This window comes from Vibrio pectenicida (assembly GCA_024347015.1).
Classification (GTDB): domain Bacteria; phylum Pseudomonadota; class Gammaproteobacteria; order Enterobacterales; family Vibrionaceae; genus Vibrio; species Vibrio pectenicida.
In genome coordinates, this window is sequence record AP024889.1 from 258876 (window position 1) to 271644 (window position 12769).

Genomic DNA, 12769 nt, shown 5'->3' on the forward strand with positions numbered 1-12769 from the left:
TTGCAACTGGGCTTTTTTATTTGTTTATAATAGTATTAACGCGAACTTTCATGAATAAATATGTATAAATAATGAATTTATAACTTTATTTTTTGTGTGATTTACCGTAACTTTGAGTCAAAGATAAAAACTGGGTTGAACCCAGAGTGATATAGAAACGTAATTGTTCACTTAGTGAATGAGCACTGGTAATCAGGAGAGACGCAATGGCATTATGGGGTGGAAGATTTACCCAAGCAGCAGATACAAGATTCAAAGAATTTAATGATTCATTGCGTTTTGATTACCGATTGGCAGAACAAGACATTGTTGGATCGATTGCTTGGTCCAAAGCACTACTGTCTGTTGATATTATCAATGAGCAAGAGCAACAAAAACTTGAACTAGCACTAAATGAACTCAAACTGGCGGTTATGGAAGATCCACACCAGATCTTAAGTTCTGATGCAGAAGATATCCACTCTTGGGTTGAACAGCAATTGATAGGTAAAGTTGGGGATCTAGGGAAGAAGCTCCATACAGGTCGTTCTCGTAATGACCAAGTTGCGACAGATCTCAAGCTGTGGTGTCGCCAACAGGGCCAGCAACTGCTCATGGCTCTAGATCGCCTCCAGTCTCAAATGGTTGCCGTAGCTAAAGCCCATCAGAACACCGTCTTACCTGGTTATACTCATCTACAACGTGCTCAGCCTGTGACCTTTGCCCATTGGTGTTTAGCCTATCTAGAAATGTTTGAGCGAGATTATTCTCGTTTGCAAGACGCAATGGAACGTCTAGATACTTGCCCGCTTGGTTCTGGAGCCTTGGCTGGTACTGCCTATCCAATTGATCGAGAAAAGCTTGCGCACAACCTTGGTTTTCAACGCGCAACGCGAAACTCACTTGATTCGGTTTCAGATCGTGACCATGTTATGGAGCTGATGTCAGTAGCGTCGATTTCTATGTTGCATCTATCTCGTTTGGCTGAAGATATGATTTTCTATAACTCTGGTGAGTCTAACTTTATTGAGCTTGCCGATACTGTGACTTCTGGGTCATCACTGATGCCACAAAAGAAGAATCCGGATGCACTGGAGCTGATTCGTGGTAAAACTGGTCGTGTCTATGGTTCACTTGCCGGAATGATGATGACGGTGAAAGCTTTGCCACTTGCGTATAACAAAGATATGCAAGAAGACAAAGAAGGTCTGTTTGATGCTTTAGATACTTGGAACGATTGTATAGAAATGGCGGCATTATGCTTTGATGGTATTAAAGTTAATAGCGAACGGACACTAGAAGCAGCTAAGCAAGGTTATGCAAATGCAACTGAACTAGCAGATTATCTTGTGGCTAAAGGCATTCCATTTCGCGAAGCTCACCATATTGTTGGTGTCGCTGTTGTTGGTGCTATTGCTAAGGGATGTGCTCTCGAAGAGTTATCCATTGAAGAGCTGAAAGAATTTTCATCCAGTATCGAAAGGGATGTTTATGACATCTTAACTATTGATTCGTGTTTGGAGAAACGCAGCGCGTTAGGCGGTGTATCGCCAAAACAGGTGACTCATGCTGTTGAGCAAGCAGAAGGCCGTTTGATTGCACGCGATGTTTACGCAGTAAATGTTCGTCCGGCCCGTTTAACCGATATAGAATCCTTGGAAGGTATGGTAGCTTACTGGGCGAGTATGGGGGAAAACCTCCCGCGTTCTCGTAGCGAGTTGGTGCGAGACATAGGATCATTTGCCGTTGCTGAACATCATGGTGAGGTGACTGGGTGTGCTTCCCTTTTTGTGTATGATTCTGGGCTGGCAGAAATTCGTTCTTTAGGAGTTGAGGCTGGTTGGCAAGGCCAGGGGCAAGGTAGTGCTATTGTGCATTACTTGGTTGAGAAAGCGCGCCAAATGGCAATTAAAAAGGTGTTTGTTCTGACTCGAACCCCCGAGTTTTTTATGAAGCTACAATTTTTGCCTACATCGAAATCTTTATTGCCTGAAAAGGTATTGAAAGACTGTGAACAGTGCCCTCGTCAACATGCTTGCGATGAAGTAGCACTAGAGATTAACTTGGTTGAAAAGTCGATAGCACGAGCAAATGTTGCGTAATAAGTCGAGTCGTTTTTAAAAGGATCCAAAAAGATCGCATTTTTGTGGAACCTTATGAAAAAAGCAGGGTCTATTTATATACCACTGCTTTTTCTTAGAATTATCTAAGAGAGCCCCAAGACCGAAATTGGTTTTGGGGCTTTTTTTCGCTTCTACTTTGAGGAATATGTTGAGTTTAGTTTAACTCTTTCGTTTTTTACGTCGCCATGGCAGGACGATGAATCGCATCCAAAGGTGAAGAAAGAGTAATCCATGAAACGAAAACCCTGCGACTAGTAACGAAATAGATTCGATAGATTTAGGGTTACTTTTTCCTGCATACCACCAGACTACCCAACTAATAATTGACAGGCAGGTGAGCTGTATCATGCAGCGTTGACATCGGCCTATTTTTTTCCAAAACCAATTTGTATCACAATATTTGCATGTCATATTGATGATTTCTGGTCAATTGAATTGAGATTATGCATCAAGATTAACTGAAAGTACCTCGCACAAGTAGCTGTTTTGCATAAAAATAAAAGCGAGCCTGTAGCTCGCCTTTATTAGTGCCGAAAGTATCCAGGTTAGCAGCAGTATCCAGGTTAGCAGCCAGGGCCGCAATCGAGACAGTGCCTGATCATCTCTGGGCCTAAATGCAATTTGGCATTTAGATCACGTAGCGCTGTCCTGACTCCCTCTTCTATCACTGGATGATAGAAGGGCATGTCTAACATTTCTGATATGGTCATCTTTCTTTGGTGTGCCCATGCAAGTAAGTGAGCTAAGTGCTCTGCGTTAGGCCCTATCATTTCAGCTCCGAGAAATCTCCCAGTCCCTTGTTCACCGTAAACATGTAAGAGGCCTTTGTTACGTAGTATGACTCGTGAGCGACCTTGATTCTCAAAAGAGACTTCACCTGTCGCAAAGCAGCCACAATTTCCTAACCGCACTTCAAGCTGCTTGAAGCTTTCACCTACCATGGCGATTTGTGGGTCTGAGAATACGGCAGAAATGGATGAGCGGCGAAGCCCAGCACGGATATCAGGATAGCGCCCAGCGTTATCACCAGCGATACGCCCCTGGTCAGCTGCTTCATGTAACAAAGGAATTTTGTTACTGGCATCACCAGCAATAAATATATTGTCTACGGATGTTTGTAATGTGTAGTGATCTGCCGTTGGCACTTCACGCTCATCTAGTTGAATTGAGGTATTCTCTAGTCCTAGTTTATCGACATTAGGACGGCGACCTGTTGCGGCAAAAACGTAATCAACGTTGAAGGTCTCTAGCTCACCATCATGGTTGATGAACTGTATTTCAACTTTATCTTCACTGGAGTCATCAGAGGTTGAAATACGTTTCATTTGTTCCACTTTGACGTTCGCATCGAGATAAAACTCTTGTTTGAATGTTTTATCGGCATAGTTCATTACTTCAGGGTCAGTGAGAGGCCCTACTTGGCCTCCAAGACCGAATAATTTGACTTCTACTCCAAGACGATGCAATGCCTGACCTAGCTCGAGTCCAATCACTCCAGGGCCAAATACAGCAACTGACTTTGGTAGGTCATCCCATTCAAAGACATCATCGTTAATGATCAGGCGATCTCCCAGTTCATCCCAAGCACTAGGGTAGGCAGGACGAGAGCCTGTAGCGATTATGGTGCGCTTGGCGATGACTTCTGTATGATCATCGATACGTAACTTGTTGTTATCAATAAACTGAGCATACCCACTAATTTTGTCTTGAGCTGGTATTTCATCGACACTTTCGAGGACAAAACCGACAAAACGATCACGTTCTCGTTTGACTCGGTCCATAACTTCGCGACCATTGATGATTATGTCGCCTTGTGGGTGGATACCAAATAGAGGAGCTTTTTCAATCTGGTGGATGCTTTCGGCTGCTGCAATAAGCAATTTAGATGGCATACAACCTACTCGAGCGCAGGTAGTGCCATAAGGACCACCTTCAATCATCACTACACTTGATGTGTGAGCCTTAGCAGCACGGTAGGCTCCAAGACCTGCTGTACCGCCACCGATAACTACAACATCGACATTAAGCTGTTTCATTTTAGATTCCTGTCTTAAGAACCATCGAAGTGATACATCACTTCGATGGTGATATTGAGGGGGAGCTTGAATTAGTTTAGGTAGGAATCCAGTTCTTCGCTGCCACCAATATGTTTACCACCAATAAAAACTTGTGGCACAGTGGCACGTCCGGAAATTGCACGTAAGCTGACGGTGGTAGCATCTTTACCCAATATGACTTCTTCATACTGAAGGTTGTGGTCTATCAAACTCTGTTTTGCTTTAACGCAAAATGGGCAACCAGGTTTGCTGAATACGGTAATTGACTCTTGCACTTTGTGCTCTGGGGCAATATAGGCGAGCATAGTGTCAGCGTCAGAAACTTTGAATGGGTCGCCAGGTTCATTAGGCTCAATAAACATTTTCTCAACAACCCCATTTTTTACTAACATGCTGTAGCGCCAAGAACGCTTACCAAAACCAATATCATTTTTATCAACCAACATACCCATACCACCAGTGAATTCACCATTACCATCGGGTAAGAAGGTGATGAATTCGGCTTCTTGATCCGCTTTCCAAGCATTCATAACAAAAGTATCATTGACAGAGACACATAAAATTTCATCTACGCCATGCTCTTTAAAAACAGGAAATAGTTCGTTGTAGCGTGGTAGATGGCTAGATGAACAAGTTGGGGTGAAGGCTCCTGGTAAACTAAAGACAATCACAGTTTTGTTTTTAAAAACCTCGTCACTGGTGACGTTTACCCAAGCATCGCCTTGACGAGTTGGGAAGATGACTTGCGGTATACTGTGGCCTTCTTTCGATGTAAGCATTGTCGTTTCCTTTGAAAAGATTAAATAACTTCTATCAGCAGTGGGAGTGCTTGAAGTTGATGGGTCTATTATTTTAAATTTACTTTGATAGCTCCAATCGTTTAATGCTATGGTATTGATAGGATTTTTCTATTTTAATTAGGTGACTGAAAAATGAACATTCGCGATTTTGAGTATCTGGTTGCATTGGCAGAGCATAATCACTTTCGTAAAGCGGCAGAGGCGTGTTTTGTTAGTCAGCCAACCTTAAGTGGTCAAATCCGTAAGCTTGAAGATGAATTAGGTACAGCTTTGCTTGAGCGAAGCAGCCGCCGAGTGTTATTTACGGATGCTGGCCTTCAGTTAGTAGGGCAGGCGAAACGAATTTTGTCAGAGGTAAAAACGTTTCGTGATATGGCGAGTGGCCAAGGTAAGGCGATGACAGGCCCTATGCATATTGGTTTTATTCCCACGGTTGGTCCCTATTTGTTGCCCAAAATTGTTCCTGTGTTAAAGGAGAAATACCCTGATCTAGAGTTATTTTTGCATGAAGCACAAACTAATCAACTGGTCAGGCAACTAGAGGATGGAAAGCTTGATTGCTTGGTGCTTGCTTCTGTTGCTGAGACGGAACCTTTCAAGGAGATTGAAGTGTATGAAGAGCCTCTCAGTGTTGCTGTGCCATGTGATCATGAATGGTCAAAGCTAGATGAAGTCGATATGTTGGAACTCAATGGTAAAACAGTACTTGCCTTGGGCGATGGACATTGTTTGAGGGATCAAGCCTTGGGCTTTTGTTTTGCTGCTGGAGCAAAAGATGATGAACGTTTTAAAGCGACGAGTCTTGAAACATTACGCAACATGGTTGCTGCAGGTGCAGGGATCACTTTGTTACCTGAACTTTCAATACCTAAAGAAAAATATAAAGACGGTGTTTGTTATGTGAAAGCGATCAATCCAGTTCCTTCTCGGAGCATTGTTGTTGCTTATCGTCCGGGCTCTCCGCTCAAAGCTCGTTTTGAACAGTTAGCTGGGACTATAAAGCAGCAGTTAGAAAATCAATAGATTTGGATATTTTAACATCCAAATCTATTGCTTGCGGTTTTGGTCGTCGTTGTCGTATCCCAGAGAGTTTAATCCAGAGATATAAATACCTAGAACAGTTCTTCGCTTTCTGCTGAGGTATAAATGGTATCCATCACTTCATCGCTGACGTAGTCGATTGGTTCTGTCCCTTCAACAAAGTATTCAAACATTGAGCTTGAATCAAATTTGTTGGTCAGTAGGCCAGAGTTACGATCTATCCTTACTCGAACAATATTGGTAGGAATTTCTTTTTCTTGTGTGGGTACACCAGCAAGTGCCGCTTGCATAAAGTCAACCCAAGCAGGCTGAGCGGTTTTGGCGCCAGCCTCTGCACCAGAAATTTGATTTTTATCAAGGTTGCTATTGGGTATAGTTCGTCCTAGCTTGCGGGTGTGATCATCAAAGCCAACCCAAGAGATGGCAACCATTCCAGGGCCATAGCCATTGTACCAAGCATCCTTGGAGTCATTGGTTGTGCCGGTTTTTCCACCGATATCACGGCGTTTGAGTGTTTGTGCTCTCCAACCGGTTCCATTCCAGCCAGTTTTTTCGCTCCAGTTACCTCCTCCCCATACATTGCTATACATCATTTCACGCACTAAAAATGCGGTTTGTTCAGAAATGACTTGTGGAGCGTATTGAACGGTTTGATCAGCACTATTAGGGTCAACATCTTGTTCTAAGAATTCATTATTTAGGTCATCTAAATCACTTTGTGAGCAGGACTCACGACAGATGAGCTTGGGCTCAGCTTCAAATTCTAGATCACCAAAAGGGCCTTCGACTTTACTTATGTAATAGGGTTCTACGTAGTAACCCCCATTGGCAAATACAGAATAGCCTTGAGCCATTTTCATCGGTGTTAAGCTACCCGCACCCAATGCGATTGTTTCCGAGTGTGGTAGTTGATCAAGGTTAAAACCAAAACGAGTCAAATACTGGCGTGTTTCATTTAGGCCAACTTCACGTAGTACTCGTACTGCCATAACATTTTTTGACTGTGCAAGACCAATTCTTAAACGGGTTGGGCCTGTGTAGGTAGGTGGTGAGTTTTTTGGTCGCCACGCTGTTCCTTGGCTTTTATCCCACTGGTTGATAGGCGCATCGTTGACCAATGTTGATAGCGTTAGCCCTTTATCTATTGCTGCCGAGTATATAAACGGCTTAATACTTGAGCCGACTTGCCTTACTGACTGCGTGGCTCGATTAAACTTGTTATGTATAAAGTTGAAGCCACCAATGAGAGAAAGTACAGCGCCATTCTCTGGGTTCATTGCCACAAATGCAGTGTTAGCATTAGGGACTTGGCTCAGTTTCCAGCTCGTATTAAGCTCTTGGTTTTCTCGTTGAGTCTCTAACTGACGTACCCAAATTTGTTCTCCAGTAGCGAGAACTTCGGTTGCTGAGCTTGGTGCTGGGCCTTGACGCTCGTCAGTTAAGAACTTGCGGGCCCACTTGATGCCATCCCACTCAAGTGTCTGGAAGCCATGATGTTTTACCCATATTTTGGCTTGCTGTGCTGTGACATCTGTAACAATGGCTGGAGTGAGCTCTCCGTATGTCGGCACCTTGGCTAAAATATCATCGAGTTTTTCTGTATTGAAGAGTTTTTGACCTTGTGTCCAAAGGGTTTTCTCTGCACCTCGATAACCGTGTCTCTCATCGTAAGAAAGTAGGTTGTTGATTGCTGCGTTATTAGCAGCAGACTGCAATTTAGAGTCTACCGTCGTATAAACGTTCATGCCTGAGGTGTATGCTTCTTCTCCGTATCGTGCAACCATCCAAGATCGAGCAAGCTCTGCGGCATATGGAGCATTGAGTTCAATCTCCGCGCCGTGATAGCGTGACATTATCACCTCATTACGTGCTTGTTCAAACTCAGTTTGAGTGATGTATTGCTCATTTAACATGCGCTGTAGTACAACATTTCTACGATTTGTTGCACGCTGAAGTGAGTATATTGGGTTCATTGTCGATGGCGCTTTGGGCATTCCGGCTAAAGTTGCCATTTCACTAAGTGTAAGATCCTTAAGATCTTTACCAAAGTATGTTTGCGCAGCAGCACCAAAACCATATGAGCGATAGCCTAAGAAGATCTTATTGGCATATAGTTCCATTATTTCTTGTTTACTAAGTAACTGCTCAATATGAATGGCGATAAAAATTTCTTTTATTTTACGCATGATCTTCTTTTCATTCGAAAGGAAGAAATTGCGAGCCAGCTGTTGAGTGATAGTACTCGCGCCTTGTTTTGCTGAACCTGAAATAGCAACGACAAGTGCCGCTCGGGTGATGCCGATAGGATCTATCCCTGGGTGCTCATAGAATCGACTGTCTTCTGTCGCAATTAGCGCTTCAATTAGGTGTGGTGGGATTTCATCGTAGGTCACTGGGATACGACGTTTTTCACCAAACTGTGAGATAAGTTTGCCATCTTGACTGAATATCTGCATAGGGGTTTGCAGTTTGACATCTTTTAATGTTGCTACATCGGGCAACTCAGGCTTGACATAAAGATAGAAACCAAAAATGGTTCCAATCCCAAGCAGTGTGCAAACCAATACGAAAATAAACAATCGCTTTATGAACTTCACCGGAGAATCCCTGATTAATTACGCTTACGTTATGCAAACTCGTATAGTTTAAGCTAAAAACGTAGCTCATATGTGTTTATGCGCCCACTAAATAAATTAATTAAATTAGTGGGCTACGTTAACCTGACGGAGCTGAGCAGTATGGGTCAATCATTCATTACAGGTGTTGATATTAGCCCCCAGCATATTAGAGCTGTGGTGTTAAAGCCTGGAAAAAACACTTGCAAACTGGTTTGTTATCACCAGGTAGCTATTGACGACGACATTCTTACTGATAACGGCAGGTTAAATTATCAGGAAATTGTAAAGAAACTAAAAGAACTAAGAAAGGCTTTACCCTTATTTAGTAGTAAAGTGTGCCTATGCGTTCCAGATAATACGATAATAACTAAGCAATTACAGTTAGGTAGCGGCTTAAGTGAAGAGGAATCTCAATTTGCTATCGAACAAGCTTTTTCGCAGCATTCTTTAATTGAGGTTAACGATCTCTATTTTGACTTTGTTTTTTTACCTAACCATAACGAAAATAACAAGCACATATATCAAGTTTATGCTGCTCGAAAGCATGATATTGATGCTCTTATGGCTGCCTGCTCTCAAGCGAGATTAACTCCCTTTCTCATCAATCCTTATTCCCACAACCTTAGTCAACTTTGGCGTCGAGCTGTTGACTATTATCAACAAAATAATTGGTTACTTATAGAGTTAAATGGTTCTCACTTGTCTATGTATTTTGAATCCAAAACACAGGGGAGTATTTTTCATGACCTTGAGGTTGGTGACGAAAAAAGTACGCTTTTAAATGGACTAAGAAACCTCTATCGCCATATTCAGTTACTTAATATAAAACCCGGCGGAGTATGGCTTACAGGTGAGCATAGGCTAAATCCAGAACGGATCTGTGAGTCAATACCAGAGGCGAAGTTTGATTGTGTATTTTTGCATTTGCACGAGTTAGTAAGCTTTAGCTTCAATAATCAAGGTCAGCCGTCGGGTGAGTTTTCTAGGGCTTTGGGACTGGGATTAAGTGGTACCAAGTGGTTGGAGCAAGCTTATGGGACATAACATCAACCTTATCCCATGGCGAGAAAAACGTCGTGGATATCAGATTCGTATTTTTATATTTCGTTTGTGTGTAGTCACTCTAGTGGGTGCTCTCACCAGTGTTTATTTAGCGAGATATCTAGCTTCGCAAGTCGAGAAACAACAAGAGCGAATAGTTTTACTTAACGAACGAAGTCAACGGCTTGTTGAGCAGAAAGAGCGAGGAAAGTTGACCCAACAGAATATAGAGCAAGTAAAATCTGATATTAGCACTTTAATTCGGTTCGATGTTCAGCGTTTCCGTTCTTTGGCTTTAATGCGTATGCTAGCTGAAATCATACCAGAGATGGTGTATCTCAACCAAATGAGTTTAACTGGCAATCAGGTTCAACTCAAAGGGATAACAGCGACATCGGTAAATCTTAGTGAGTTGCTAATTCGTCTGAGTCAATTACCTAACGTTCATACAGTAACAATGCAGCAATTGGCTGGTAATGACCAAAATGCGCAGCATGATTATCTGTTTTTTACAATCTTGTTTGTATTGGTTGATCGTATCCATGATTGATAGACGTTATTTTTCCTTAGCTTCCCTCGCTGAGTTGAACGCCTCGGGCCAATGTCTATTTTTTGCTGGTTACCTTATTTTGATCCTCGCAGTTGCTTTATTTGTTTACCTGAATCCACAAATAGCGATGTTGGAAGCTCTTGGAGAAAAAGAGAACCAATTGATGCAGGTTCTAAATTTAAATGATAATAAGGTGCGGCTAGATAAATTAGCAGGAGAGTTCGAGCATTTAAAAAAAACTCAAAAACGTTTGCGTGCTCAAATCTCTCGTTCAGCGAGCTTACCCCAAATAGTAAAGAGCTTAAGTCAAATGGCAGAGCAACATTCTTTACAGTTGTCTAGCATGGTTCAAGGTGACATCAATAGTACTGATATCGCCCCCACCCTAGGACTTCATATTGAACTCTATGGTCACTATCCGCAGGTGGCTGCTTTTTTCCGCTCGGCGGCTAAAAGTCCTTATTTGATTTATTTCGATCAGCTTCAATGGAGCCGTGTTGATAGCCGTGATAGTGAGTTACATGTGCGAGGTAAGGTATATTTTTTAGCTGAGAGTTTGGAGAATAAGAATGCGAGTTGAACTTATGATGTTTCTCAGTAGCTTGCTGTTGAGCTATGAGATCAAGCCACACCTTCTGGAAGAAAAAGATTATATGACTTCTCGCTTAAACTTGGTCAGTAATAATGATGTAAAACTACAGTTAAAACGCGATCCGTTTTCAGTTCCTTTGCTATTTTCTGAGCCATACCATCAATCATCACCCTGTTATTCAATAAAAGCTAAAACTTCTGTTCATACTGCGCTTGTTTTCCCATTAGAAAAACTACGACTGGCAGGTGTTATTTACCGACAAAGCGAATATATCGCTATGATTGAACTCCCTGATGGCACTCTTAGAGCTGGTGAAGTTGGACAAGAGATTGGTCTTAATCAAGCAATCATCATAAATATTACCTCTGACAGACTCGAGATAGGTCAATGGGAGGCTCAATATGAAGAGTGCCGATTGGTGAATGGTATCAGCCTTGCTATTTCAGAGTAGGGCAAACTTATGAAGTATGGTGTGATTAAAAAAATCCTGATGCTGATAAGTATTTATTTGTTTTCAATTACATATGTTTGTGCTGAAACCATCGTTTCCTTTCAATCTGACACATCAGAAGATGAACGCCTTGGTCGAAAATTATCTGTCAATTTTCAAGATATTCCGGTTCGTAGTGTATTGCAACAGCTTGCGGAATACAGTGATTTTAATTTAGTTGTATCGGATTCTGTATCAGGAAAGGTGACTCTTAGGCTTAAAGAGGTTTATTGGTCGCACTTACTTGATATGATTTTATTGATTAAAGGACTTGAAAAGCGTCGAATTGGCGATAGTTTGTTAGTCTTGCCAAAATCTGAATTAGGGATGCTTAATGACAAGCTTTCTCCAAAATTGGAATCACTTGAATCAGTCATTATTGCCATGCGCTATGCTAATGCAACGGATATCGCTGATATACTTGGCAATGAAGCAACAACCTCCATGCTGTCTGAATTTGGTTCTATATCGGTAGATGAAAGAACCAATGCTCTATTGATTCGAGATCACATGACGTATATTCGAGCGATGAAGCCTATCATAGCGGCGTTAGATGTACCGGTTAAGCAAGTACAGATTGAGGCGCGTATAGTTAGTTTAAGCGAGGGAGATGTACAAGAACTTGGTGTTCGCTGGGGGCTAAGCGCGATGAAAGGTGGTTATTCTCTTGGGGGGTCAATAGAAAATAACCTCTCCAATATTAGTTTATATACGGAAAGTGAAGCGACTCTTGATGATTTTCTTAATGTGGATCTCGCTGTGACTTCTAGTACTGCCTCGACAATTGCCTTTCAAGTCGCTAAATTGAGTAGTGGGATCTTGCTTGACCTTGAGTTATCAGCGTTGCAAAGAGAAGCTCGTGCTGAGGTAATATCTAGTCCTCGTTTGATTACAACCAATAAGCAAGCTGCCTATATTGAACAAGGTACGGAAATTCCATATTTGGAAGCCGCATCAAGTGGAGCGACGAGTGTCAATTTTAAAAAGGCGGTTTTAAGCCTTAAAGTAACGCCACAAATTACTGCTGATAACCGCTTAATTTTAGATTTAAAGGTTACTCAGGACAGGCCTGGCCAAGTTGTGAAAACGGGTACAGGTGAAGCGGTGGCTATAGATACCCAGCGGATAGGTACTCAGGTGCTTATTAATGATGGTGAAACAATAGTATTAGGAGGGATTTATCAACACAGTGTGTCAGATGCTGTTGAAAAAGTGCCACTTTTGGGAGATATTCCAATAATAGGGGGCCTATTTAGGCGGAGCTATCAGCAAATGGGCAAGAGTGAATTGCTTATTTTTGTTACACCAACTGTGATTTTCCCTAGGGCAATATAGTGGATGAAATGTTTTAATATTGCATTAAAATCAACCACAAAAGGTGGCTATTCCCTAGCGAATCAAAAAACAAATGAAAATAAATTTGCAATAGTGTCACCTTACCTAGATAATTTCGGGTCTTATCACGAATTATCTGTGAG

General features: G+C 42.0%; 11 protein-coding genes. 7 read left to right on the top strand and 4 right to left on the bottom strand.

What is annotated here, in order from left to right; all coding sequences use genetic code 11:
• Window positions 1-206: 206 nt before the first annotated feature.
• Complete coding sequence (gene argH / locus OCV27_RS01210) at window positions 207-2081, top strand: argininosuccinate lyase (RefSeq protein WP_125319342.1); 1875 nt, start codon at window positions 207-209, stop codon at window positions 2079-2081.
• 180 nt (window positions 2082-2261) lie between these two features.
• On the opposite strand, the gene OCV27_RS01215 is transcribed toward argH, so the two are convergent.
• The 3 genes from OCV27_RS01215 to OCV27_RS01225 all read right to left on the bottom strand — a co-directional run bounded on the left by OCV27_RS01215 (window position 2262) and on the right by OCV27_RS01225 (window position 4938).
• On the bottom strand, window positions 2262-2513 hold the full coding sequence (locus tag OCV27_RS01215; protein WP_125319343.1) for a DUF3624 domain-containing protein: 252 nt from the start codon (window positions 2511-2513) through the stop codon (window positions 2262-2264).
• A gap of 152 nt (window positions 2514-2665) precedes the next feature.
• The gene (locus tag OCV27_RS01220; RefSeq protein ID WP_125319344.1) at window positions 2666-4138 is read right to left on the bottom strand and encodes a dihydrolipoyl dehydrogenase; all 1473 of its coding nucleotides are present in this window, start codon (window positions 4136-4138) and stop codon (window positions 2666-2668) included.
• A 71-nt stretch (window positions 4139-4209) separates the two neighbouring features.
• A complete protein-coding gene (locus tag OCV27_RS01225; protein ID WP_125319345.1) occupies window positions 4210-4938 on the bottom strand; it encodes a glutathione peroxidase in 729 nt (242 codons plus the stop codon).
• A gap of 153 nt (window positions 4939-5091) precedes the next feature.
• Here OCV27_RS01225 and oxyR point away from each other — a divergent pair, with 153 nt between their 5' ends.
• Complete coding sequence (gene oxyR / locus OCV27_RS01230; protein WP_125319346.1) at window positions 5092-5982, top strand: DNA-binding transcriptional regulator OxyR; 891 nt, start codon at window positions 5092-5094, stop codon at window positions 5980-5982.
• A gap of 89 nt (window positions 5983-6071) precedes the next feature.
• Here oxyR and OCV27_RS01235 read toward each other — a convergent pair whose 3' ends face one another.
• Entirely contained in the window at window positions 6072-8597 is a 2526-nt protein-coding gene (locus OCV27_RS01235; protein WP_125319347.1) for a penicillin-binding protein 1A, read from the bottom strand.
• A gap of 141 nt (window positions 8598-8738) precedes the next feature.
• On the opposite strand from OCV27_RS01235, the gene pilM reads away from it, so the two are divergent.
• Genes pilM through OCV27_RS01260 form a run of 5 tightly spaced genes read left to right on the top strand, consistent with a single transcriptional unit; the run spans window position 8739 to window position 12626 of the window.
• Window positions 8739-9662 (top strand): pilus assembly protein PilM, encoded by a 924-nt coding sequence (gene pilM, locus OCV27_RS01240; RefSeq protein ID WP_185759717.1) that lies wholly within the window; start codon window positions 8739-8741, stop codon window positions 9660-9662.
• On the top strand, window positions 9652-10209 hold the full coding sequence (locus OCV27_RS01245) for a PilN domain-containing protein (protein WP_125319349.1): 558 nt from the start codon (window positions 9652-9654) through the stop codon (window positions 10207-10209). The genes pilM and OCV27_RS01245 overlap by 11 nt, the downstream gene beginning before the upstream one ends.
• On the top strand, window positions 10202-10789 hold the full coding sequence (gene pilO, locus OCV27_RS01250; RefSeq protein WP_185759718.1) for a type 4a pilus biogenesis protein PilO: 588 nt from the start codon (window positions 10202-10204) through the stop codon (window positions 10787-10789). Before OCV27_RS01245 ends, pilO begins: the two co-directional genes overlap by 8 nt.
• Window positions 10779-11252 carry a pilus assembly protein PilP gene (locus tag OCV27_RS01255; protein ID WP_125319351.1) on the top strand — a complete coding sequence of 158 codons (474 nt, stop codon included), beginning with the start codon at window positions 10779-10781 and terminating at the stop codon, window positions 11250-11252. The genes pilO and OCV27_RS01255 overlap by 11 nt, the downstream gene beginning before the upstream one ends.
• Before the next feature lie 21 nt (window positions 11253-11273).
• Complete coding sequence (locus OCV27_RS01260) at window positions 11274-12626, top strand: type IV pilus secretin PilQ (RefSeq protein WP_245986609.1); 1353 nt, start codon at window positions 11274-11276, stop codon at window positions 12624-12626.
• Window positions 12627-12769 lie beyond the last annotated feature (143 nt).